Consider the following 26222-nt stretch of genomic DNA (forward strand, 5'->3'; position numbering starts at 1 on the left):
CATAAAAAAACCTAGCAGACATCGTCTACTAGGCTAGCATCATTGTATTTTTCACCGTCGAGCCTTTCACCAAGAGCTCCAGTTCAAACTCGTACACTTCTTTATTTCGATAATTTTTCGTATGGATTTTATCCATCATCAGTTCCACAACTTTACGTGCCATTTCATCAATTGGCTGATCAATTGTTGTAATGCCTGAGTCTGTAATTTGTGATAAGAACTGATTATTAAAACCAACTACAGCTAAATCATCAGGAATGCTCCAGCCTTGTTTGCTTGCTTCTGCGATAATTCCTGCTGCGACTTCATCCCCCCCTGCCAAAATAGCGGTAGGATTTTTTTTGTCTTGTAAAAACTCATAGAATATATTTTTTCCATCTTCAATGGAGTAAGCGCTTTCAACAAAGTCAATTGACTCCACTTGTTTGCTCGCTTCTGTTACAGCACGCAAGAAGCCCATTTTTCTTTGTTGGTTAATCACCTTTGTCTCTCTGCCCCGGCAAAAGACAAGATGGCGATATCCTTGATCTAATACATGCTTCGCTGCTATGTATGCTCCCTGTGCATGATCAAAATTTACAGTTGGAATGTTTGCTTCTTCAATATATTCATTGCATAAAACAATCGGTCCATGCTGTAAATAAGGCTCAACATCCTCCCAAGCATTTTCAAGTGAACATAAAATAATCCCATCTACTTGTTTCGTAGATAATAGCTGTAAATACTCCATCTCTTTCTCTGGTAAATATCTTGTTTGACAAATAATCAGTTTGTATTTATGATCTGAAGCTACAATTTCAATCGCCTCAATAAATCTACTGAAAAAAGGATTTGTGATACGCGGAACCAACACTGCAATTGTTTCCGTCTTTTGCTTACGTAGTCTTCTCGCCGCAGAATTCGGAACAAATCCAAGATGTTTCATCGCTAATTGTACTCTCTTTTTCTTTTCGTCGGATACATACGGATGATTATTAATCACCCGAGAAACCGTTGTTCTTGATAACCCCGCTAATTTCGCTACGTCCTCGATCGTCGACACGAAATTCTCCCCCTTTAAATGAAAACGTTTTCTTAATTAGAATTATATAGTATATAATTGGAAACTGCAACACACCTTAATAAGAAATTACTATATTGATATTGTAAATATAAAAAATAAGAAAAGTATTATTATAGAGGAACATTAAGCTTAAACGTAAAACGGGTCATCTTTCCACGTAATATGCACAGAAAGATGACCCGTTTATATATTTTTTTCGTCATATAAGTTGCTGCTATGCAGAATACAACACGACCTACCCCCGCTTTTCTCCCTTTGTTTTAAACTTCGCAGGTGGCAGGAAAAAGCCCTGACCGCTTCTATGTACGGCCAGATGCTCTTGTCCCCCTCCAAAAAGAAAGGAGTTTTATGTCAGCTTTTTCATTTGTATATCGTTAAAAGTTATTCATTTTCTTTCGTTAATGTCCATGATTTTTAAAAACCTTTAAATGTATCTTTTAAATCATCATCCGTTACTTTTATATCTGCTTGTTTCAATAAGTCTTTATAAAATTGCTGTTGCCATTGTTGATCTTTTAAACGTCTATTTTCTAACTCTTTACGAATATTTTCTTTTTCCTGATCAAAAGGTTTCAATTCTTTTTTCTCTGTTAATTTAATAATGTGATAACCAAAAGATGATTTTACTGGATCACTTACCTGCCCCGTTTCTAATTTATAAGCAGCTTCCTCAAATTTTGGATCCAGTTGACCTGGACCAAACTCTGGTAATTCTCCACCTTTTTCTTTTGAACTAGGATCTTCCGAATATTGTTTTGCTAGCGCAGCAAAATCTTCTCCCTTATTCAATTTTTCTTTGATTTCTTTCGCTGTCTTTTCATCTTTCACTAGAATATGACTAGCTTTCAGTTTTGGCTTATAATAATCCTTTATCTCTTTTTCTGTAACTGATGATTTAATACCTTTTTCAAAAGCTAGTTGTACTTTCATTTTATCTTTAAGCTCTTTTTCATTTTTAACACCCATTTGTGTTAAATAAGCGTTAAATTTGTCGCCCATTTGTTTTTTTACTTCTTCAACTTTTTTCTTTGCTTCATCATCGGAAACCTTATATTTATCAAGCAAAATTTTCTCCAGCATTGCTTGCTGTAAAATAGCTTTTCCAGCTTTTTCTTTTAATTCTTTATTAAACTCTTCTTTTGTTAAATTTCCTGATTTTGATGTAGCAATATTTTCAGAATTACCACATGCTGATAATAAAAGCATACCGCTCATTGCAGCTCCAATAAAAATATTTCGCTTTTTCAATATTTTCTCCCTCACTCTTGGGTCCTACTAACATGCTGAAAACACATTTTCATTAACGTATATGTTCCGATTTTTTAGTACTGCCCTTTATTTGATTTTTAGTAATACTTATTTACACACGTACAGCTGTGCCACTTACAGCAACCATTAGCATTCCGTCACGAACGACCTCGTAGTCTACATCGATACCAACAATTGCATTTGCACCTTTTTGCTTCGCAAGACTTTTCATTTCTTCCATCGCAATATCACGTGCTTCTTTTAACTTACTTTCATATGCGCCAGCACGGCCACCGACAACGTCACGAACAGAAGCAAATAAATCGCGTACAATATTTGCCCCCATAATTGCTTCACCGTTTACAATATCGATATATTCAATAATTTCTTTTCCTTGAATAGCAGAAGTTGTTGTTATAATCATCACTAGCACTCTCTCTCTACAAATTTATTATTAATTCTTATGTTCTTATTATTACATTGAAACAATAAGGAAACTATCTCATAACCTTACATGAAGATTACAATTCTGTAAGGTTGCATAAGTAAAAAAAGAAAGAAGAAACAATCGTGCTTACTGACGATTGTCTCTTCTTTCTTTTAATGCTCAAATGGTAGATCAGAAGTCAACTGCTCTTTTTCATTATGATTCACCGCTTCGACTCGACTATGCTCTATCAAAAGAAACACTCCTTAACAATGGTAATGTCAATAAATAAGCCCCAAAAGTTTTTTCATACACCATCATGCGTACAGACAACTTATTTTTAAGACAATACTTGCTTTCTCTTCCCTTGAGAGTATCTTTCACTGCAGTTTCCAGTGAATTTTTGATCATACTATAAGCTTACCTGTCTGAAGTGAATCTTCTTGCATTTGAACTTGTAATTGACTTTTTCCTCTGATGGCCTTATCTGTATAGTGCCATCATTAACACAATTACCCCTAATGGACCTGTAATCATTGCTTTTTGTACCTTTCATATTTTTCACCTCGCATAATTTCCCAAGCTACCCAACTCATCTAGAGTATACTGTCTATTTATGTCTAAAAAAAGGAAAATACCAATTTATCAATATTTTTCTAAAAATTCATAATTTATGTTTTTTTACTTGTTTTTCACAAAATGGAAGCTCTAATTGTAGGGGTTAAAAAAGGAATTACATTTGTAATGGGTATGATCATTCTGAAATTATAGTAGAAAAAATAAAAGAAGATATTACGAAACATATGCACCATTTGCTTTGCTCAGTTTTACACTTATCCTTGCAGGACATACATCGTTTTCGTAAGAAGAAAAAAAGATAGTGGAGGATAACTGCAGCAGACTTTCCATCAGTGGAGAAAGAAAATCCCCACTAATGAAAGTTTCACTTTATTTAGGTCACCCTTGAAGCAGGTTATAGATATCTTCTTTTACAGGAATAGAAGATATTGCTCCTTTTCCTGTCGTAGTAAGGGCACCACTTGCATTCGCGAATGTTAGTATCTCCTGCCAATGCATATGAAGTACCTCTTCTACATTTTGTTGCCCTACGTTTTTCTCTAACAATTTATACAAGAAACCACCGATAAATGCGTCTCCTGCACCTGTTGTATCCTGCACTACAACATGATATCCATTTGATTGATATTGTTTATCCTTCATATATAATTCCGCACCTTGCGCTCCTTTTGTATAAATAACGACTTGTACATCTCCTATAAACAAGGACTCAATCGCCTCTTTGGGATCAGAAATGCCCGTAATAAACTCCAGCTCTTCATCTGAAATTTTCACGATATGTGCAAGCGGAATAAATTCCAAGATTGTTTTTCTACAATCTTCAGCATGTTTCCAAAGCGGCAGGCGTACGTTAGGGTCAAAGCTGATAATCCCTCCATTTTCTTTCGCAGAGCGAATCGCCTTCACATGCGCATATTTCATCGGGCTTTCTACTAAATCAACGGAACAAAAATGAAGAATATCACCTTTTTCAAACCAGCTTTCCTCTATTTCATTTTCATGAAACAACAAATCTGCAGAAGGATTGCGATAAAAGGAAAAATCACGTTCACCATCTTCGCGTAATGAGACGAAAGCAAGGCCTGTATTGGCTTCGTTCGTTCTTGTAACCTTGTCTGTATTTACGCCCACTTCTTGTAATTGTTCTAAAAGGAAATCGCCAAATGCATCGGTACCTAGCTTTGTAAGCATATATGACTTTCCTCCGTACTTTGCAACTGCGGCTGCTACATTCGCAGGTGCTCCTCCAGGAACTCGTTGAAACTCTACTACATCTTTTAAAGCCTTTCCTTTTTGAATAGGAATGAAATCAATTAAAACTTCCCCGATTGCATATAAGTTCTTCATATATTCCAGCTCCTTCTTATTTATAATCCCATTTAGTTGCTTGTACGAATACATTTCCTTCTTCCGCAAAAAAATAAATTTCTTTGCTGCCGGTTCTCGGGAAAATGCGACTGGTAAATACCTGTTCTCCATCATTATGAATTTATATACTTTGAAAATCAAAAGTTATCGCAAAACACATTTTCATTCCCATACACCGAAAACTCAACCTTACAATTCTGTAAGGTTAATGTAATAATCAGAAATTGTTCCTAATATATGTTTTTCTGTAAAATAATAGATATAGAGATCATTCAAACTATTTTCCAGGGGGAACAATCGTGAAAAAGGGCATCATCGTACTAGTAATCTTATACATAGTCTTAACTGTACAAACAATTTCTTCGCTTTTTGGAAAGGAACATTATAACGACGCTGTAAACAAGCTAAAAGAGACAAAAGAAGTATCCTCTTTTCAAACAGCGAAAGATGGTGTGATCCTATTAAAGGGAAACATAACGGCCGAACAGCCAGTAAAAGATGAAACAATGGTAAATAAAGAATTTTCCTTACTCGAAAAAAAGTCATATAGAAGAAAAAAATTAAGTTGGAAAACTACGGATACAGAAAAACATATTCCTGCGCACCTTTCTGTAAATGGTGAGTCACTTCCACCGCTAAAAGAAAAAGAAGTTCGATTGGCAATCGAGCCTATTCCACTTTCTTCAAAAGACATTGCTACGACTGAGGAATATACATTAAAAAAAGACGATACACAATTAACGATACATAGTAAAGGATATCGCTATCACGGGATCGAAAATAACACGGAAGCTCTCATTTTTGGAATTAAAAAAGGAAACACACTTGAAGGGTATAATGGTTCTGAAGTCATAGTAGGAAAAACAAAAGAAGAAATCACAAAAAATATGAAAATGAAAACACTCGCCGAAAAATATGCACCATTTGCTTGGCTCATTTTTACACTTATCGTTGTATGTTACGGCGTACAACGTTTTCGTAAAAAGAAAAAAGTAGCGTAATATAATACAAACCTAAAGGGCTTCCCCTTTAGGTTTTTTATATAGTGACTTTAAGAAAAATATAATCTACCATTTATCTTATTTCTAAAATTAAATTTACAATCAAATATAAAACAAACTCTCTAATATGGGAGTTTATTCTCGCAAATTTTCCGCCTATTGGTGTGATAAATAAGAGATAAGAGAATTGCTACGTTTATAGTAGACGGCTATTATGAAGCACTATTAAACTAACGGCGGATCCAGATAAGTCTGAGTTAAGTAAAGTTCAAATATATTATGTTTATGAAAAAGAATCTCACTGAATATGAAGCATTAATTTTGGAAGGAGAATTATTTTGTCAGAGGGAAAAAGGGACAAATTCCAACAAATATGACAGTCTCAAATTCCATTGATACGAACAAATTGTGTGTTGATAATTAGGAGGAGTAACTTTATGATTACTGGAACTGATGTAGAAGCTATGCCTGCATTTTTTTGGAGAATATATTATAGTGTTTTATTTATCTTTTTAGTCATTGGTATTTTAAATTGTTATCAATTTCAAAAAGATAAACTCAAAACGAAATTGAATATCTTGAATTTAATCTTTATTGTTTCAATTCCAGTTGTTTCTTTATTGAATTCAATTAATCGAAAAGGTAACGAATATGATCATTTTATGTATTCTTTAAAACAGTTTGATATATGGGCTATATATACAATGATAGGGTATTTGTATATAATTATTCATTTCTTTTACAGTCTTTACGAGCTCGGATTTTCAAAAGAATCTTTATACCCAAAAAAGCCTAAAGGTTAAACCTTTAGGCTTTCTCTCATTTATCCCGCATTAACGGGCAGTAATACTCCCACCTCAAAATTCGGCGAAAGCATCGTCCAGCTCTAGCGGCTAGAATCTCCGGTCGTTTCGCCCCCTCGGACGAGGCAGAAAGCGCCTCTCTGTCAGGTGCGTGGGCGTCCTGCGATTCTGAGCGAGCCGCTTCCGCTTTTCTTAAGAAGTTAGGTGGGAGATAAACTGCCCGTAAAAGCCCGATTGGTGAGGGCTGATAATCAGTGGGGGATGAGGAAACCCCCCACTGATTAAAGTTTCACTTTATTCTGTTTCCGAAAATCAGCTTCACGAATGTGAATATTTACTAAAATTTTATTTCTTGCGTACATTCGCATTTAAAATATCCTTGCATTTCCTAATATTTTGTTTGATTTGCCGATTTTCAAAAAAATAAACCTCTGTACCTGCCCAAATAAAAACCCAACACACAATGCTCAATACTCCTCCAATATAGGCATGATTGCTTGCAAGCTTCAAGTATATCACTCCAACGATAATACCAATTACAAACAAAATAATGGCCTTTTTGACATTTCTAGCATATGTATATTCCTCTTCGTTCAAGAAATTAGAAAAAGTGTTAAATATAGCAGTCTTCAATGACTTTTCGTCAAAATCATTCTGACCTAAAAAAGATATTTCTACTTCTTTTCTTTTACCACTGTGCAGTTTTGACAAAAGAAAATCTTCAAGGTCAGAGCTTAGGTGAACATCATCTGGGCTATAATATCTTGAAAACGGAGTATCCGTTTCATCTAAGTAGATATTTATACTTAATTCATCTTTCACGTTAACCATCCTTTAAATTCGATTTACTATATATAAGTTAAAAAACGACATAAAAAACCCTTTCCTTTTAGGAAGACGAGAGCATCTGGCCGTGCATAGAAGCGGTCAGGGCCTCTTCCTGTCACATGCGAGGTTTAAAACAAAGGAAGCAAGTCAGTAGCGGTCATGTTGCACTCTGCATAGCAGCAACTTATATGTCGAAAAATGAAAATGAGTTTATATAGTTGAAAGGCAACCTTTTATCCCGCATTAACGGGCAGTAATACTCCCACCTCAAAATTCAGCGAAAGCATTGTCCAGCTCTAGCGGCTAGAATCTCCGGTCGTTTCGCCCCCTCGGACGAGGCAAAAAGCGCCTCTCTGTCGGGTGCTCCAACGTCCTGCGATTCTGAGCGAGCCGCTTCCGCCTTTCTTAAGAAGTTAGGCGGGAGATAAACTGCCCGTAAAAGCCCGATTGGTGAGGGCTGATAATCAGTGGGGGATGAAGAAAACCCCCACTGATTAAAGTTTCACTTTATCAGTATGGTCAAGATAGCAACAATTTTTACGAAAACAGCGAAAGAAAAAATAGCATAATAAAAAATCCTAAAGGCTACAAGCCTTTAGGATTTATCAATTATTCTGCTTCAGAAAATTTCCCATATTGACGCTTATGCATCCAAGTGAATGTACCAATTGTTCCAAGTGATAACAGAACAATAAAGATCATTAACATGCCTGCGTTTTGCCACATAAAGCCGAAGTCACCACTTGAAATAACTGCTCTATATCCTGCTATAGAATATGTCATTGGTAACCATCCATAAAACACTTGTAATGGTTTCGGGATTAACTCAAGCGGGAACGTACCAGCACTTGTTGTTAATTGTAAAATCATCAACAAGATCATAATAAAACGGCCTACATCACCTAACATTGTTACAAAGAACTGAACTAACGTAATAAATGCTAAACTTGTAATTATACTAAACAATATGAAATATGGAACACTTTGTACTTTAACACCTAACCCTAACAATAATACTGCATCCACAATAACGGCTTGAATCACACCAACTGTGAATACTACACCAAACTTACTAATAAACCAGCTAAATCCTGATTTCGGTATACCAACTGTTTCACGTAGTGGGAACACGATAGTTAATAAAAGTGCCCCAACTAATAAACCAAGAGATAAAAAGTATGGTGTAAAACCTGTTCCATAATTCGGAACCTCTGTTATTTTCTCAGTTTTCACTTTCACTGGACTCGCGAACATTTCGTATATCTTATCGTTACCTTTTGTTTCACTTGTTTTCTCAGCGCCTTCGCCAAGTTTTGTTGCGAGTTCGCTACTACCATCATTCGCTTTTGCGAGACCTTCAGTCACTTTACCTGAGCCGTCTGCTAGTTGGCTGACGCCATTTGCCATTTGTTTCGAACCAGAAGATAATTCACCTAAGCCACCTGCTAATTGATTTGCTCCAGTAGATAACTGACCTAGTCCTGCTGTTGCTTTTCCTGATAAGTCACCTAAACCACTTTCTAATTGATTTGCTCCTGTAGATAACTGGCCTAAGCCACCTGCTAACTTATTTGCTCCAGTATACAACTGACCTAAACCTGCTGTTGCTTTAGTAGAAAGTTGATCTAAACCACCATTTATAGTACTTGCACCAGTCGTTGCTTCTTTTAACTTCTCACCAAAAGTTTGGAAGTTTGCTATAAATCGCTGTTGACCTGCTGCTAATTTATCTGTACCTTCTACAAGAAGTTGTTGACCTTTTTGTAGTCCGATTACACCAGCTTGTAATAATTTTTGACCATTGGCCACGCCCTTTGCAGTACCCGCAGTTTGCTTCGCACCTGCTACAACATCTTTATTATCTTTCACAAGTTCTTGAACAGTTGGTGCTAATTCTTTTTTATATTCCTCTGGTAACCCATTGATTTTTTCTTGTAGCTGCGCTAAATCATTCACAGCTTTGTTCGCGCTACCTGCAGTATTCTGTGCAAGGCTGCTTACTAGTTCAGATCCACTTGTTAGCTCTGGTAACTTACCTTGCATATCCGTTACACCTGCTAACGATTTTTTCAATCCAGCGTTCGTATCTTGAATACCTTTTTGTATGTCTGTTGCCCCAGTAGCTAATTTTTCTTGCCCACCTTGAAGTTGACCAAGGCCATTCGCTAACTGATTAGAACCTCCGAAAAGAGAAGCAAGCCCTGTCTGGAACTCTCCTTTTGGATCTACAAATTGACCCAAACCTCCTGCAATTTGCTGGGAACCAGTTGCTGATTCTCCTAAACCTCCTGCAATTTGCTGAGAACCACTTGTTAATTTTCCTAAACCACCTTGGAATTCTCCTTTTGGATCAATAAATTGTCCTAAGCCTCCTGAAATCTTCTGAGAGCCGTCTAATAATTTCCCAATCCCCGTTTGCATTTCACCGGTCTTACTATTTAAAGTATTTAATCCATCTGTTACTTTCCCAGAACCATCTTTCAATTCACCTGTACCATCATGAAGCTGATTTGCTCCATCTCTTGCATCAGAAAATCCTTTAGAAACATCTTTTAATGAATCAAACATGTTCTCGGCATACGTTTTTGTTAACGTACTTGATACTTCACCTTTGATTTTTTCGGTTGCTGTTTCACCGATTTTAGAAAATAAATAGTTAATACCTTCATTTGGTATATACTCTAATTTTAATTTTTGTGGACTTGCTTCAAGAAGCGTTGTTGCATCTTTAGAGAAGTCTTTTGGAATGCGAATCGTCATGTAATATTTGCGATTGTCCATTCCTTTTTTTGCTTCTTTTTCACTAACAAAATCCCACTTAAAGCTTTTATTTTCTTTTAAATTATCAACAAGTTCATTCCCTACTTCAAGTTCTTTTCCATTGTACACTGCACCTTTATCAAGGTTAACAACGGCAACTGGTAAATCATCTAATTGACCATACGGGTCCCAGAATGCCCATAAGAATGTAGCAGCATACAATAATGGAATAAATAATACTGCAATAATTGGGATTAAGATTGTTTTGCTTTTGATAATCGTAGCAAACTCTTTTCCCAGCAGTTTCAATCCTCGCATTTCTTACTCTCCCTTTTTAAAATATCGACCATTTTGGTCATTTGGTCATTTTTGTAAAAAAAAGAAGAAAATAACGACCAAATTATCTTCTCGTATGTGTTGCTATCTTCTTATAATCCCTCCTCACTAACTCATGACCGAATTATTCATTCGGTCACATTTTATAATAATAAGAGGATTATCTCATTTTGACAATCCTTTTAATAAATATAATTCAAAAAGTTCAGCGCTATGCCCTTTTTCTAACGGTTCATGATATTTTTCCCAATCAAAAATAAGAGATACGTACAAACGAACCATGATAAATGCAGTAATTTCTGGGTCACATGCCGTAACTGACATCCCTGTTATCCTTAAACGGATTACAAAATTGATCCAGGAAATATCAGATTCAGCATACTGGCGATAACCGTTTATATCTCGTTTCACCTCATTAAGCAATCCAACTTTTTCGTAGTAACGCAAAGTGTGCACACTAAGTCCGGTCATCTTTGAAATTTGTTTAATAGTAAATGCCCTTTCCACGAGTCCTTAACGCAATCTTTGTGGCAAAACAAATTTTTGAAGAACATAAGCTGAACTTAGAATCAGAAACTGTTCACGAATAAAACCACTCTCTATAACATAAAAAATCCTAAAGGCTACAAGCCTTTAGGATTTATCAATTATTCTGTTTCCGAAAATCCCCCATATTGACGTTTATGCATCCAAGTTAATGTACCAATTGTTCCAAGTGATAACAGAACAATGAAGATCATTAACATGCCTGCGTTTTGCCACATAAAGCCGAAGTCTCCGCTTGAAACAACTGCTTTCAATCCTGATACAGAATATGTCATCGGGAACCATGCGTTAAGTGCTTGCATCGGTTTCGGAATTAACTCAAGTGGGAATGTACCCGCACTTGTTGTTAACTGTAAAATCAATGTCAAGATCGCAATAAAACGTCCTGCATCGCCGAAAGTCGTTACTAAAAATTGAACTAACGCAATAAACGATAAGCTTGTAATAATACTAAACAATACGAAGTATGGAACACTTTGTACGTTAACACCTAACCAAAGTAGTAACACCGCATCCGCCACAAGTGCTTGAATCACACCAACTGCAAGTAATACCCCAAACTTACTAATAAACCAGCTAAATCCTGATTTCGGTGTACCAACTGTTTCCCGTAATGGAAACACGATCGATAATAACAGTGCTCCAACAAATAAACCAAGAGATAAGAAGTACGGTGTAAAGCCTGTTCCGTAGTTCGGAACTTCTGCCATTTTCTCAGTTTTCACTTTCACCGGACTAGCGAACATGTCATATTTGTTCTCGTCGCCTTTTGTTTCACTTGTTTTCTCAGCACCCTCGCCAAGTTTTGTTGCTAATTCTTTTGAACCGTTATTTGCTTCGCCAAGACCATTTGTTACTTGACCTGAACCGTCTTGTAAACGAGTTAAGCCGCTTTGGAAATCTCCTTTTGGATCTACGAATTGACCTAGGCCGCCTGTTATTTGCTGTGAACCATTCAATAACTTGCCTAAATTCGTTTGTAATTCTCCTTTTGGATCTACAAATTGACCTAAACCGCCTGTTATTTGCTGCGAACCATTCAATAACTTGCCTAAATTCGTTTGTAATTCTCCTTTTGGATCTACAAATTGACCTAAACCGCCTGTGATTTGTTGTGAGCCAGCATATAAAGCATTTACTCCACTTGCTAATGGACCCGCACTATCTGCTAAGGTATTTAAACCACCTGTGATCTGTCCTGACCCATTTGCCAATTTATTTAAGCCAGTTTGGAATTCCCCTTTTGAATCTACTAACTGGCCTAGACCGCCTGTTACTTGCCCTGAGCCATTTGCCAATTTATTTAGACCTGCTATTGATTTCTCCGACAGCTGATTGATTCCTTTATTTAAATCACCTGCACCACTTGCAAGTTTTGTTGCTCCGGCTTCAATTTTTTCAGCACCTTTTTCTCCAGCTAATCCTTGTACACCTTGTGCAACATCTGATGTACCTGCGGCTACTTTTTGACTCACTGCAATTAGTTGTTGTAGTTGTTTCTTATCTTCTTCCGGTAAGTCTTTCAATTTTCCATTTAGCGCCGCTAAACCATCGGCAACTACTTTTGCTCCACCTGCTGTTGTATCTGCACCAGCACTTAGCTTATCTGCTTTTTCCTTCCATTTAGATACCCCTTGTGAAAGTTCAGCAGCTCCTCCGCTTACCTCTTGTGCACCGTTTTTAGCTGCTTTTAATCCAGATTGATAATCACCTTGTGGATTAGTATATTGCTTTAATCCACCTGTAATTTGTTGCGAACCATCTAATAACTGACCTAAACTTGATTGCAATTTCCCTTTAGGATTAATTAGTTCATTTAAGCCACCTGTAATTTGTTGTGAACCACCTAATAACTGATTCACCCCACCTGGCATGCCACTTACTTTACTATTTAACTCTCCTAAGCCATTTGTGATTTGATTAGAACCATTTGCTAATTGACCCAATCCATTTTGGAATTTCCCTTTTGAATCTGCTAACTGACCTAAGCCTCCTGTCAATTGACCTGAACCATTAGACAATTGGTTTAATCCATTTTGAAATTTCCCTTTTGAATCTACTAACTGACCTAAGCCTCCTGTCAATTGACCTGATCCATCTGCTAACTTATTCAATCCATCATTAGCTTTCCCAGATAACTCACCTAAACCATTTGTGATTTGCTGTGAGCCATCTTTTAATTTCCCTGTTCCATCATGAATCTTACCAGCGCCCTCACTTGCATCAGCAAATCCCTTCGACACATCTTTCAATGAATCAAACATTGTCTCAGCATATGTTTTCGTTACTGTAGCTGATACTTCGCTTTTAATTTTTTCAATGGCTGATCCACCAATTTGTGAGGATAAGAAGTTTAAGCTTTCATTTGGAATGTACTCTATTGTTGATTTTTTAGGGTGTGCATCCAACAATGTTGTTGTATTTTTAGAGAAGTTATTTGGGATGCGAACCGTCATGTAGTATTTACGATCGTCCATTCCTTTTTTTGCTGTTTTCTCGCTGACAAACTCCCATTTGAAGCCTTTCTTTTCTTTCAATTTAGTAACAAGTTCTTTACCGGCTTCAATCGGTTTTCCATTATACACTGCACCTTCATCAAGGTTTACAACTGCAACTGGTAAATCATCTAATTGTTTATATGGATCCCAAAACGCACCTAAGAACATACCAGCGTACAATACTGGAATAAATAAGACTGCAATTATTGGAATTAAGAGTTTTTTGCTTTTGATAATCGTAGCAAACTCTTGTCCAAGCAGTTTCAATCCTCGCATTGTTTACTCCCCCCTTTAAATTGTTGACTATTTTGTTCATTTGGTCAGTTTTTGTAAAAAAAAGAAGAAAATAACGACCAAATCATCCCCTCGTATGTGTGACCGTTTTCTTATAATTCCCCCTCTACTAATTTATGACCAAATTATTCATCTGGTCAGTTTTTATAAAATTAAGAGGATTATCTCATTTTGACAATCCCTTTAATAAATATAATTCAAAAAGTTCAGCAATATGCTCTTTTTCTAACGGTTCATGATATTTTTCCCAGTCAAAAATGAGCGATATATATAAACGAACCATGATAAATGCTGTAATTTCTGGGTCACATGCTGTAACTTCACCTTTTGCAATTGCAGATTCAAGATGCGATTTTATAAATGTAATAATTGCCGAATCCAATTGTTGCATAACATCTTGCACTTCTTTTGTTCCCATATCTCGTTCTTCTTGAATGAGCTTAATCATAAGTTGATGGTCTTTTCGGAATTCTAAAATACTGCATAATGCACGGTGTACGTTTTCAAAAAATGAAACAGTTGGATCGATTGTTGTTTCTGCGGCTTGTTTCATTTCTGTAATTAAATTAGAGATAATTTCACCAAACAACTCTTCCTTATTTTTGAAAAACGTATAAATTGTCCCTTTCCCAACATTCGCAAGCTTTGCAACTTGATCCATCGTTGTTGCTTTATAACCAAATGCAGAAAAAGATTTTGTTGCTGCTTCAATAATTGCTCGCTTTCGATCAATTGCCATGTTTTCACCTCCAAAAATGACCACTTGAACATCCTGGTCATATAGTACATTCATGATATTACCATAACTTCCCAACGATTTCAAGTTTTATTGCTTATTATATTGTAACAGAAAAGTGACAATGCGGGAAAAAACAAGAGAATCGCACATAGAAATATTGAAATTACTATTATTTTATATATAATGATTAATATAATATTGTATTTAGAAAGGAAGATAAAATGAAAAAAATTATCTCAACACTATGTATAGCTGGAACGACTTTAAGTATTTTAGGATCATTCCCTCAACATAGCTATGCTCATCTCGATCAAATTGATTTAAGTGAGAATGATCCCGTTACTGCAAAATGGTCTGCAGAGGCTCCGTATCATTCTGATAAAAGTACACATTTATGGATTGCAAAGCAAGCCATTGAAATTATGAAAACAGAATCGAATGTGGAAATAAATAAACAGGCTGTAGACTTCTTAAATTTCCCGCAATATAAAGATTTATTTTCAAAAGGATTATATGATGCAGATTATAATTCTGAATTTAACGATGGCGGGTTAGGAATCGGTGGAGTTTTCAAAGGTGGATGGAAGTCTCACTTTTATGATCCTGATACGCAGAAAAATTATAGAGGCGAAACAGATCCAACAGCTCTTACACAAGGAAAGAAATACTTTTATGAATCTGGAGAGCATTTTCGAAATAAAGACTATGAAAAAGCTTTCTATTATTTAGGAGTAGCCACGCATTACCTTACAGATGCTACACAACCTATGCATGCAGCAAATTTTACCGCGATTGATACAAGGGCTATCAAATATCATAGTGCCTTTGAAAATTATGTGACAACCATTCAAAATCAATTTGCAGTCAATACTGGCGGGAATTATAACGATTCTTTCACTAAACCTGAAGAATGGATTGATTATGTAGCAAAGGTAGCTAAACCTGAAATCCAGAATATCACTAATGATAATACATTGAAGTATTACAATAGTGGTAAAGAACAATTGTGGCAAGAGATGGTTATCCCGGCTGTGCAGCGAAGCTTAGTAGCAGCTCAGCGTAATACAGCAGGTTTCTTAAATCTTTGGTTTAAAACTTTTGCTAAAAATGAGCAGGCTCCAAGTATAGAGAAGGCATTAATCTATGATGCAGAAGGAAATGTCGTAGAAGCAGGGAAAAACTATTATATCGTACCAAGTGAATCTCCTTATCAAGGTCTAACATTTAAATGGTTTGCAGCAAATCGTTATGATTATGTGTTACTTGCAAATGGCAATAATAATGCACAATCTGGTACACCTATGGAATTTGAATTTTATAAAGAAAATGATGCAAAATTACACCATGGTGAGAGCGTATATCTTCACATGAAGAACTCGAATTATGATCAATACCAATATTTAAATTGGTCTAAGTATTCTAGCTGGGTTCACCTTGCTCAAAAATCTGATAGTTTAGCTGATTTTAAAATTCAAATAAACCCTAATAATCCTAATGAATATTATATCTTTACAGATGGTTACCCATTAAATTATAAAAATATAAATACAGATAACAGTTGGATTGTACTAGGTGGGAAAACGGAAAAACCTAGTTCTTGGAAGTTTATACCTTGCAGATAAAGTGAAACTTTAATCAGTGGGGGTTTTCTTCAATCCCCCACTGATTATTAGTTGAACCAATCGGGCTTTTACGGGCAGTTTATCTCCCGCCTAACTTCTTTGCTTCCGCTGAATTTTGAGGCGGGAGTATTACTGCCCGTTAATGCGGGATAAATTGATGCTATCCTTATATGAACTGTACCCCGAATCATGTCCCTGATTCGGGGTTTTTGTATGATGCATATTGCAAAGTGTTCCAATGTACCGTTTTGGTTGAGCTTTTAGCGTAGGGAGATCATGTTTAACGGTATTCGTCACGTACACATTGAATCCAGCTACCAATTTACTTTTCTCTGCGTACGTTCTATTTTTGTAAGTCGAAGTGGATATTATGCTTGGCTTCATCAAACAGACAAGCACATGGAAAAAGAACGAAATGATGAAAAAGATTATGAATGGATCCAAGAAATTTTTAATCGGAAAGAGAAAAAATGGCTCCGGTGCAATACCGGAACCATTTTTGTCCCATCTCCTTAAAAGTTTTATTCTATACTTTTTAATGATTCAATCATATTTATTTTGGTAACTTTTCTCCTAAGTAGTAAGTTAGATACAATGGTAAGTAAAAACTCAAGAATAATTGAAACCACCATGATAAAAATATTTAATTTATCTGGGATTTGTTGATGGGTACTAGACAGAGCCTTTACAATAATTGTATAAACATAGCCACTTATCGGTAAAGCTACAATTACCGCAAATGTGGTTAGTATGATGTTCTCAAAAAATATTAATCTGTTTATTTTATTTTTTTGATAGCCTAATACCTTAAGTGTTGCAAGCTCACGATTCCTTTCATAAATGTTTATGGAAGATATCGTATATATGGCGCCAAAGGAGAGTATGATGGCACAAGTAATAAACATGATAAATACAAAACTGTTTTGTTTCAAAATATATTGAGCTGATTTCTTTAGATCATTCTTATCTGCAATTGTATCTACATGACGATCTTGTTCAAAGAAGTTACGAACGCTTATAAGATCTGTAGAGCTATTTGCTTTAACTAAAAGCGAGGTTGGACTGTAGTCTATGTCAAAGCTCTTTAAATAAGCTGGTGTACTATAAAACGACGGATTCGAATACTGTGTAGATATATGTAAAACCTTCATATCTACAGATTTATTTTTAAGCTCTGGTGCTGTGAACTTTATTTTGATTATATCCCCTTCTGAAATATGATATTTGTCAGCGTAAGATTTTGGTACCAGCAAACCATTATTTTCTAAAGATATCCTATTGTCATTTTCGTCAAAGAAATGAATGAGATTGTTTTCTTTTTCAGTAACAACTAAAGTGGCATTTTCTTTTTCATTATCTTTTATGAATTCAACAGGAAAGGTGGATAAAAAATAACTATTTTTAATACCGGAGGGTAGTTTTACCGTATCAGAAGATGTCCCCCTCGTATAATCTACTCTTAGATCATAAGTATAAACATTTTCAACTTGGTTAGCTACTTTTAGCAAGGCCATTTGAGTGCCAAAAGCTGTTATCAATAAAACAGTGCTTACAACAACACCCGTTGAGCTCGCTAAAGCTTTTTGTTTATTTAAAAATATATTTCTCAAAATGAGTTTATAACTGTAGGAAATATGACTCCACAGACCCGGAACTCTTTCTATAAATAGCTTTTTCATCTTCTTTGGCGGTTTAGGACGCATAGCCTGAGCTGCACGTTCTTTTAATATGGTTCTACCACTTAAGTAACATGACAGGAGTCCAAAAGCACTAGAGAAAATAATGGGAGGAATAATTGAATAAAAAGAAAGTGAGAATTTAATATCAGGTAGAGAGTAGGCCCTTGCACTCGATGCAGTTACTAATGGAATAAATACAATAGCGGCAATGGCACAACCTATGATTGAGCCAATTATACCTGCCAGCACAGGGTATCCCATGTAGTGAAGCATGATGTTTCTGTTTTTTATACCCAAAGCCTTCATAATACCTACTTGATTTCTTTGAGAATCTATAATCCTCGACATAGCCAGAAATAGGATTATCGCTTCAATCAAAAAGAGAACGAAAGGTATAACTTTACTCATCAATTTATTATTATATATTGTTTGATTTATCTGAGAAAAATTGAAAGTCCGTTCTTTACTTACTTGATCCAAATAAGTAAGTTGTTTGGATTGTACTTCAATTGATTTACCTAGTTTGTCAATATCGTAACCTTCTTTAGCATCAATAATGATTTCATTATAGTAAAAGTCGTCTAAGATTTCAGGTATTGTCTCTTCGGCAATATAAGCTACTCCGTAGGTTTTATGGTCTTGTATTTCGTTCTTTTTTGCATGTTCAACATTCTCACCCAAGCCGCTAATTGTAAACTTAACATTTCTTTCATTCGCACTTATACTGATTTGATCACCGACACGATAATGATGTTCTTTAGCATAACGGGAATCTAATAAGATCTCATCCTTTTTTGACGGGATACTACCCTCAATCATAGTAGGCGTATTTATTTCATTTTTTACAGGGATCGAATGAATTTTTAATGAGGTTTTGTATCCTTTAAAGGCTTGCCTGGCATCAAAGGTATAACGTCCTTCTATTTTATTTATACCTTCAATTTCGCTTAAACCAGCCACATCATATTTGGAAAGTTTACTGTAATACACATGTAAGTCGCTTAAATTATGTTCTTTAAAGTAAACCTTAGTATAAGCACTAAGATTATTGCTATAAGTCACCAGACCCGCATAGAAAAAAGCTCCTACTGCGATAACCACAACTATGGCTACAAATTGCCCTATAGATTGTTTAATATCCCTTAATAATTTTAAAAATAATTTCATGATTACCACTCAATCCCTTCAACGCTTTGTTTTTCATCATTAATCGTAACGCTTTCTATCATTCCGCTTTTAACCTTAATAATTTTATCGGCCATAGGAGCAATTGCAGAATTATGTGTGACCAAAACGACACATTTTTTCGTTTCCTTGTTCAAATCTTGAAGAAGCTTTAATACGGACTTACCTGTAACATAATCCAAAGCTCCGGTTGGTTCATCACAGAGTAAAAGTAAAGGATTTTTTGCAACAGCCCTAGCTATAGCAACTCTTTGTTGTTCTCCTCCAGAGAGCTGGGAAGGGAAGTTTTTGATACGATTTTTTAATCCGACTTTATGTAAAATATCTTTAGCATCCAGATGGTTTTTACATACTTCAGTGGCAAATTCAACATTTTCTAGAGCGTTTAAATTAGGAATTAAGTTATAGAATTGAAATACAAATCCAACTTTCTCACCACGATATTCTGTTAACTTTTTTTCGTTGAATCTTGTTATCTCTTGATCACCAACAAACACTTGACCTGAGGTAGCCGTATCCATACCGCCAAGTATATTCAAAATCGTACTTTTACCGGCACCGCTTGCACCCAAAATAACGACGAATTCTCCCTCAGATATGGAAAAGTCAACACCATCAAGGGCTTTGATTAGCACTTCTCCTATTTTGTATTCTTTCGTTACTTTTTTGAATTCGATTAACTTTTTCACTTATTACATCTCCTCGTATAGTATTTTTGTAAACGTTAAGTAACTCCAAAATAAACGACTTTTTTCGTATGTAGGTTGATTTGAATGTGAAGGTATTGTTTTCATAGATAAATAAATTTGACAAGATTATTCAAACTCCTTTTACATATTATGCTAATGCCTTTACTAAAAATCCGGCCTCTTTTAAAGTCATGCAAAAATTAGGATTGAAACATGAAGGAACATTTAAACAGAGCTGTTTGTACCGTGGAGTTTATGAAGATACTGGTGTTTATGGTTTGACAAAGTCTGATTATTACAAAGGATAACGCCACATCACGATCAAGCTAACAAAACAAAGTACCCCCAGCTCATCAACTTATTAGACTTTAAACACTTCAAGCCCTTCAAGAAAGGATATGAGTATTAAAAAAGATGGCTCCGATACAAATCGAAACCATCTTTTATGTGCTTAAGTTCTAAAGCCGTTTATGAAACTGTTCTAGGGTACAGTTCATAAACTGGTGTGTTCTTCTGTTTCTCCTGTACGTAACTGAGCGCAGTTTTTCTTTATTATGAAGCTTTCTTCAAATCAATTTGTGCAAGCACTGGATCATGGTCACTCATACGACCATGTTCTTCCATAACGTTCGAGTTTAAATGAACTGGATCCACAATTGTGTGCGGTGCGATGTTATTCGTTACGAAAATATGATCTAACACCTGTGCATTTCCATCATGAATATATGTGTAACGATTTTCTTGTGGAACTGTTTCAAGCATTTCTTTCATAATGTCGCCTTTTAATGCTTGCATTGGTTTTGAGAAGTCGAAGTCGTTCATATCGCCAAGCGCAACAACTGGTGCTTTTGCATGTCGCCCTTGAATGCCTTTTACGAAACCATTAACTTCCTCAGCAAGCTGCACACGTTTTGCTTCACTTTTTAATACAAGCGGCTGGACTTTTCCAAATGGCGATGCATCTCCTAATTTAGAGTTTAAGTGATTGGCAATCACAACGATGTTTTGCCCTTGGAATGTAAACTCAGCAGCTAACGGTTTACGTGTGTCGTCAAATAATGCATTATTTTCTCCAATTCGTACAACGTTTTTCTCAAGTAGAACTGGTTTTTGTGCTAATTTCACGCGAGATGGATTATAGAAGAAACCAACGCGAATATTCGCCCCTGGCGCACCGCCATCTTTATTATTTTCCGGTGCAATTTCTACATACTCATACTTTGGTCCGCGAATTTCTTGAATTGCATCAATTAAACGCTTTGCACTAAGCGATGCATCTGTTGTGCCATCATTAACTGTTCCATTGTTATCTTGCATTTCTTGAACACCAATGATATCTGGCATTTTTAAATTGTATTTAATAGCGTAAGCAAGACGTCTTACTTTCTCATCGGACGTTTCTTTTTTATTTGCTGAGAAATTCTCAATGTTATATGTTGCAACTGTTAGTTTATCAAGGCGCGGTTGAATGTTTGCGCCAAGTTGTTTAAATCCGCCATCTTGCAGCGCTGGAAGCTCTCCAATTGGTGAAATGCGATAGTTTCCATAATCATAACCAACAATACCTGTTACATCTCCAAGAAGTTGATCCCCTGATTTCGCTACATAATTACGCGAAACCTTAATAGAAAGGCGCTCTGGATTCTCATTGTTAGCTTGCAGCAACGGTGTTCCGAATTTTGTCGTTACTTTCTGGCTGCCATTCGCAGTTGTTACATATAAGTTACCATTTTTTTGCGGTCCAATGACTTTTGGCTGCGGCACTGTTACAAGCATGCCTTCTAAACTTTCATAAAAGTCAATTGCATCTTCTGCTGGATCAAAAATGCCAAATCCGTCATTATCAATAATTGCATCTGGTATTTTCAAACCATTTTCTCCTAATACAACCGCTTCAGGTAATTTTTGATTACTCTCTTTCACAATAACGCGCTTTGCTTTCATTTCTGTAATCGATAAATCTGTATCAAAACGATCTGCATATCCTGGTCCGACAAACTCTGCCACTTGTCCATCAACAGAAACGAGGTCGCCTACGTTTACGCCGCCGTCTTTCTTATACACATAAATCCCTTCTGATGTAGCTGGATCGTTATCAGGCTCTGGATCTTGCATATAAAATCCAGATTTATCTACTTGTGTCACAATGCCAGTAACCGCTTTCATATCTTTTCCATTATAAGGAGAAACATGAGATTTCCCTTGAATATCGTGAATACGAACTGGTTCATTTTTTATCATTGTAAACGAGAATGTCGAAATAGCGGAATTTTCAAGTCCCTCTTTCACAGCAATCGCTTTCATGACACTATTTTCATTCAGTATAATCTGTTCATTATAGCGAATGCTTTGAGACGTTGGATTTGACCCATCTAACGTGTAATAGATGGCAGCACCTTCTGTTTTAGTTGATAATGTTACTGCTGTTCCTTTTTCTACTTCGCCCCCGTTTGGACTAGCAATGACATCACTTACTTTCTGCGTTTCTTGATTTTGAAACGCATAAGCTGTAACAGACTTTAACCCCGGGCTGCTAAAATAACTATCTAACGTACCTGTTAGACGCACTTTTTTCCCCATATTTTCTGGATGATCTTTTACATTCACTGCTTTTCGAACTTCACCGATCGGCAGCTGAACAGGCATAATTTTCTCAGCGTTCACTTCATCTGGAGAAGCGGCAATTGCAACGTTTGTATCTCCAAATTTCGCTGGGTCTTTCGTATATTTACCTGCATTTTGCGTGTACCCAACAATATATCCCTCTACAACTGCTGGTTTCTTACCTTGCTGCTGAAACAATTGAATTGCTTCATCAACAGTTAACACTTGTTCCTGTTCGGCCTTCACAACAATATCCGATGCTAGTATAACAAATACAAATGAAAACAAGATAATTGCTAGCTTTTTCAAAGAAATCCTCCCCCTAAATGTTTTTCCTATTCCCTAGCATGTCTATCATAGCAAAGTTCCTTATAAAGAACATTATATTTATATAAATTTACAAAAAATTTAATTTCCTATCAGCCAATTCAAAATACCATTTTTGTATTCAAGTAACCCTTGCACTACAATCTCTTGTTATTCCAATCATAGTAATTTATACTATTAAGTGTGCATGGTGTGTATGGTGTGTATGTTTCACCATAACAATGATTAACAAAGAGGGTGTCTAATGAAAATTATCTTAAACAATGTATCAGATCAGCCTTTATACCAGCAGATAAAAGATCAGATTAAAACTTCCATTTTTAATAATGAACTTAAAGAAGGAGAACAACTTCCTTCAATCCGTTCATTGGCCAGCGATCTACATGTGAGTGTCCTCACTACGAAAAGGGTCTATGCTGAGCTAGAAGCTGAAGGATTTATTATTACTAGAGTTGGTAAAGGATCCTATGTGGCACCTGAAAATTTAGAGATGTTAATGGAATCTAAGCGGCACATGGTGGAAGTTAAACTAACAGAAGTCTGTAAAATGGCTCAAAATTTAGGAATAAATAAAGATGATCTTCATTCGATGCTGGACTTAATTTTAGAGGAGGAGAATGAAAAGTGAACCCTGTTTTAGAGGTTAACAACTTAAATAAAGCTTATGACCATTTTTCCTTAAAAAACATTTCGTTTTCACTACATGAAGACTGTATTACAGGCTTTATCGGTATTAACGGTTCTGGGAAAACCACCACGATTAAAGCAATCTTAGGCCTCATTTTGAAGGAATCCGGAAAAATCAATTTTCTAGGTAAGAATATGGATGATAATGAAAGAAAGGCAAAAAACAAGATTGGTATTGTATTAGATGAGGGATATTTCTATGAAGAGTTAACATTGAAAGAAATGAAAAATGTGATTGCCCCTAGCTACACTGAATGGGACGAATCAATTTTCTTAGCTTACATAAAACAGTTTCATTTAAATTTAGATCAGAAAATTTCTACCTTATCAAAAGGCATGCGAATGAAGTATGCAGTTGCTTTAGCGCTCTCCCACCATGCAGATTTATTAATTATGGACGAACCAACAAGTGGTTTAGATCCATTAGTACGAAGGGAATTGATGGATATTCTCCTCGACTTTGTGAAGAAGCCAGGAAAAAGTGTCTTTTTTTCAACTCATATTACCTCCGATTTGGATAAAATCGCCGACATGATCATCTTAATTGATGACGGTAGAATCCTACTTAATGAAGGGAAAGATGAGTTGCTAGATACACATGCACTAGTAAAAGGAGACAATCACTTCATTAATGAACAAACTCAAAAACTGTTTTTAACTTTGCATCAATCAAAGTACGGATTTGAAGGGATTACAAATAAAAAAGAGGAAGTACGGCGCACTATGCCTGATGTATTGATGGAAAGGCCAACGATAGAAGACATTATGCTTACTTATATCGGAGGTAATAACAATGCTCATTAACCTTGTAATAAAAGATTTTATGCTAATTAAAAAGTATTGCTTCGTCTTATTCGTTTTTACTGCCATTGCTCCTATTTACATTTCTTCACAAATAGGCGACGGCGGTCTAGTCAGCTTCCTCTTAACAACAATTCTAGTGGAGTATATTTTGTTTGGTACAGTATCTAAATTTGAAGATAAATATAAGGGAGCTGCTTTGCTTTGTGCGACTCCATATACAAGAAATGCATTTGTAAAGGCAAAATATCTCTTTATTTTTGTTATTTTCATTTCTATCGTCATGATCCATATTATCTCATCTATTATCGTTCCATCCGGCATAGAAACATTAAACATTCATACTCTTGGAATAACGTTTTTGATTCTTAGTATACTATTTGGAACACTAATCCCTGTTCAATTTAAATTTGGTTATGACAAAACAAAACTCATTTCTTTTTTTGTTATCTTTTTAACACCATTTCTCCTCCCTACTCTTATAAAGGGAGTTCAATCGAATCATATTAGCTTTACAATTACATTGCCACAAATCATTCAAGCATGGGCCCCTTGCTTCATTTCGCTAGTCATTGGGGTTGTTTCAATGATTATATCTCTAAACATATACGCAAAAAAGGATTTATAATTAGATAAAAAATAGAATAGAGGCACCATACAACTACAAAAAGCATCCCTTCTCCAAAGGGATGCTCCTCTTATTACGCCATTAACTCTTTTTGATTCGTTTGTTCTAAATAAGACAATACATATTTTACGGCAGCTTCGCCTTGATCGATACAATCTGGCAATCCAGCGCCGGCATACGAGCTTCCTGCTAAGTAAATACCAGGTAATTCTTCGCTCATGAACCGTTTTAACGCTTTCATACGATCTTTATGACCAACTGTATATTGCGGCATCGCTTCTTTCCAGCGGCTAACAACAGTAAGTTCTGGCTGAGCTGTTATATCCATTGTCTTTTGCAAGTCTTCTAACACGACGCGAACCATTTCTTCATCTGTTTGCTCCACAATTGCTTCATCGCCGGGACGCCCAACGTAACAGCGCAGGAGTACTTTTCCTTCCGGCGTTGTATGCGGCCATTTTTTATGTGTCCACGTACATGCTGTAATTGTAAAATCACTATTGCGAGATACAAGAAACCCCGTTCCTTCAATATCGCGCTGAATCGCTTCTTTTGGGAATGCTAACGCTACATTCGCAACTGACGTTGATGGCATGTTACGGAAGAAGCGGAACTGTTTATATTGCGAAAACATCGATGGCAGCCATTTGTGAGATGCGGCCATTACAACTGCATCTGCTTCTATTTGTTTTCCGTTGCTAAGCGTAATGCTATAGCGCTCATCAATCTTTGTAATCTTTTCGACACGCGTTCCTTTCATAACTGTTCCATCTTCTAATCGCTCTTCAATCCGATCAACAATAGATTGTAGACCTGTTTTTAACGTTAAAAAGATTCCTTTTGTTTTTGCCTTTGCATCCTTTGGTTGTTTCGGTGCTAAAGTACGCATACCGAGTGAAATGCTGCGATACTTTTGTTCCACTTGATAGAACTGCGGAAACGTTGCCATTAAACTCATCTGATCAATATCACCGGCATAAATACCTGATAACAATGGCTCAATCAAATTTTCAACTACTTCATTTCCTAAACGGCGACGGAAAAATTGACCGAGCGATTGATCTGATACCGGTTTTGAACGAGGCAATACAAAATCAAATCCTGCACGGAGCTTTCCGATAGGAGAAAACAACCCGGAAAATACAAATGGTGTAATTTGCGTTGGAATTCCCATCATTGAACCGCTTGGAATACTGTGCAATTGATTATTCACAAGTACAAACGATTTCCCTGTTGCATTATTCACAAGTTGATCACCAAGTTGTAATTCACGTGCTAACCTTGCCGCGCTCTCTTTTCGTTCTAGGAATGAATCTGGGCCACGTTCAATTGTATATCCATCTTTTCTAACTGTTTTAATTTTCCCGCCAAGCCTTCCTGATGCTTCAATAAGCATTGTATCAATCGGCAAGCTTTGTTCCCGAATTTCTTTTTGCAAGTAATATGCTGTTGTTAAGCCGGAAATTCCGCCGCCTATAACCACTACCTTCTTTTTCACGACTGCTTCCTC

20 protein-coding genes and 2 pseudogenes are annotated in these 26222 nt (G+C 36.1%); 7 read left to right on the forward strand and 15 right to left on the reverse strand.

The annotated features are described in order from the left end of the window. Window positions 1–28: 28 nt before the first annotated feature. From MR076_RS19935 to MR076_RS19955, 5 genes are all read right to left on the reverse strand, one after another. Window positions 29–1042 carry a LacI family DNA-binding transcriptional regulator gene (locus MR076_RS19935; RefSeq protein ID WP_242223499.1) on the reverse strand — a complete coding sequence of 338 codons (1014 nt, stop codon included), beginning with the start codon at window positions 1040–1042 and terminating at the stop codon, window positions 29–31. Window positions 1043–1477: 435 nt separating this feature from the next. Further along, window positions 1478–2311 carry a peptidylprolyl isomerase gene (locus MR076_RS19940; protein WP_242223501.1) on the reverse strand — a complete coding sequence of 278 codons (834 nt, stop codon included), beginning with the start codon at window positions 2309–2311 and terminating at the stop codon, window positions 1478–1480. 112 nt (window positions 2312–2423) lie between these two features. After that, window positions 2424–2735 (reverse strand): heavy metal-binding domain-containing protein, encoded by a 312-nt coding sequence (locus MR076_RS19945; RefSeq protein ID WP_242223503.1) that lies wholly within the window; start codon window positions 2733–2735, stop codon window positions 2424–2426. 960 nt (window positions 2736–3695) lie between these two features. Further along, a complete protein-coding gene (locus MR076_RS19950) occupies window positions 3696–4664 on the reverse strand; it encodes a carbohydrate kinase family protein (RefSeq protein WP_242223505.1) in 969 nt (322 codons plus the stop codon). Window positions 4665–4680: 16 nt separating this feature from the next. Beyond that, complete coding sequence (locus MR076_RS19955) at window positions 4681–4806, reverse strand: GH32 C-terminal domain-containing protein (RefSeq protein ID WP_313897355.1); 126 nt, start codon at window positions 4804–4806, stop codon at window positions 4681–4683. Window positions 4807–4984: 178 nt separating this feature from the next. Between MR076_RS19955 and MR076_RS19960 the strand changes: the two genes are divergently transcribed. Together MR076_RS19960 and MR076_RS19965 are read left to right on the forward strand one after the other, a co-directional pair. After that, the gene (locus MR076_RS19960) at window positions 4985–5686 is read left to right on the forward strand and encodes a hypothetical protein (protein WP_242223506.1); all 702 of its coding nucleotides are present in this window, start codon (window positions 4985–4987) and stop codon (window positions 5684–5686) included. 437 nt (window positions 5687–6123) lie between these two features. Next, window positions 6124–6489: a hypothetical protein gene (locus tag MR076_RS19965; protein ID WP_242223508.1), complete on the forward strand. Its 366-nt coding sequence runs from the start codon at window positions 6124–6126 to the stop codon at window positions 6487–6489. Between the two features lie 345 nt (window positions 6490–6834). On the opposite strand, the gene MR076_RS19970 is transcribed toward MR076_RS19965, so the two are convergent. From MR076_RS19970 to MR076_RS19990, 6 genes and pseudogenes are all read right to left on the reverse strand, one after another. Next, window positions 6835–7311, reverse strand: coding sequence for a hypothetical protein (locus MR076_RS19970; RefSeq protein WP_242223509.1), 477 nt, complete (start codon window positions 7309–7311; stop codon window positions 6835–6837). Window positions 7312–7926: 615 nt separating this feature from the next. After that, entirely contained in the window at window positions 7927–10395 is a 2469-nt protein-coding gene (locus tag MR076_RS19975; RefSeq protein ID WP_242223510.1) for a YhgE/Pip domain-containing protein, read from the reverse strand. A 183-nt stretch (window positions 10396–10578) separates the two neighbouring features. Continuing rightward, window positions 10579–10725 (reverse strand): annotated as a pseudogene (locus MR076_RS26855) (TetR/AcrR family transcriptional regulator); the annotation flags it as partial. Window positions 10726–10734: 9 nt separating this feature from the next. Continuing rightward, window positions 10735–10920 (reverse strand): annotated as a pseudogene (locus MR076_RS26860) (MerR family DNA-binding transcriptional regulator); the annotation flags it as partial. Between the two features lie 140 nt (window positions 10921–11060). Further along, window positions 11061–13733 (reverse strand): YhgE/Pip domain-containing protein, encoded by a 2673-nt coding sequence (locus MR076_RS19985; protein WP_242223512.1) that lies wholly within the window; start codon window positions 13731–13733, stop codon window positions 11061–11063. Window positions 13734–13917: 184 nt separating this feature from the next. Continuing rightward, window positions 13918–14490, reverse strand: a complete 573-nt coding sequence (locus MR076_RS19990; RefSeq protein ID WP_242223514.1) for a TetR/AcrR family transcriptional regulator — start codon at window positions 14488–14490, stop codon at window positions 13918–13920. 221 nt (window positions 14491–14711) lie between these two features. On the opposite strand from MR076_RS19990, the gene MR076_RS19995 reads away from it, so the two are divergent. Beyond that, on the forward strand, window positions 14712–16112 hold the full coding sequence (locus tag MR076_RS19995) for a zinc dependent phospholipase C family protein (protein ID WP_242223516.1): 1401 nt from the start codon (window positions 14712–14714) through the stop codon (window positions 16110–16112). A gap of 276 nt (window positions 16113–16388) precedes the next feature. Then, the gene (locus MR076_RS20000) at window positions 16389–16628 is read left to right on the forward strand and encodes a hypothetical protein (protein ID WP_242223517.1); all 240 of its coding nucleotides are present in this window, start codon (window positions 16389–16391) and stop codon (window positions 16626–16628) included. 5 nt (window positions 16629–16633) lie between these two features. On the opposite strand, the gene MR076_RS20005 is transcribed toward MR076_RS20000, so the two are convergent. The 3 genes from MR076_RS20005 to MR076_RS20015 form a co-directional block, all read right to left on the reverse strand. Continuing rightward, complete coding sequence (locus MR076_RS20005; protein ID WP_242223519.1) at window positions 16634–18958, reverse strand: ABC transporter permease; 2325 nt, start codon at window positions 18956–18958, stop codon at window positions 16634–16636. Between the two features lie 2 nt (window positions 18959–18960). Continuing rightward, the gene (locus MR076_RS20010) at window positions 18961–19665 is read right to left on the reverse strand and encodes an ABC transporter ATP-binding protein (protein ID WP_043065411.1); all 705 of its coding nucleotides are present in this window, start codon (window positions 19663–19665) and stop codon (window positions 18961–18963) included. A 552-nt stretch (window positions 19666–20217) separates the two neighbouring features. After that, entirely contained in the window at window positions 20218–22536 is a 2319-nt protein-coding gene (locus MR076_RS20015; RefSeq protein ID WP_396021723.1) for a DUF6359 domain-containing protein, read from the reverse strand. 304 nt (window positions 22537–22840) lie between these two features. On the opposite strand from MR076_RS20015, the gene MR076_RS20020 reads away from it, so the two are divergent. Genes MR076_RS20020 through MR076_RS20030 form a run of 3 tightly spaced genes read left to right on the forward strand, consistent with a single transcriptional unit; the run spans window position 22841 to window position 24712 of the window. Next, on the forward strand, window positions 22841–23224 hold the full coding sequence (locus MR076_RS20020) for a GntR family transcriptional regulator (RefSeq protein ID WP_090915644.1): 384 nt from the start codon (window positions 22841–22843) through the stop codon (window positions 23222–23224). Next, entirely contained in the window at window positions 23221–24087 is an 867-nt protein-coding gene (locus tag MR076_RS20025) for an ABC transporter ATP-binding protein (RefSeq protein ID WP_242223522.1), read from the forward strand. Before MR076_RS20020 ends, MR076_RS20025 begins: the two co-directional genes overlap by 4 nt. After that, on the forward strand, window positions 24077–24712 hold the full coding sequence (locus tag MR076_RS20030; RefSeq protein ID WP_242223523.1) for an ABC-2 transporter permease: 636 nt from the start codon (window positions 24077–24079) through the stop codon (window positions 24710–24712). Before MR076_RS20025 ends, MR076_RS20030 begins: the two co-directional genes overlap by 11 nt. Before the next feature lie 73 nt (window positions 24713–24785). On the opposite strand, the gene hemY is transcribed toward MR076_RS20030, so the two are convergent. Next, complete coding sequence (gene hemY / locus MR076_RS20035; protein ID WP_242223525.1) at window positions 24786–26210, reverse strand: protoporphyrinogen oxidase; 1425 nt, start codon at window positions 26208–26210, stop codon at window positions 24786–24788. Window positions 26211–26222: the final 12 nt, after the last annotated feature.

This window comes from Bacillus cereus group sp. BfR-BA-01380 (assembly GCF_022663535.1).
Lineage (GTDB): Bacteria > Bacillota > Bacilli > Bacillales > Bacillaceae_G > Bacillus_A > Bacillus_A cereus_BB.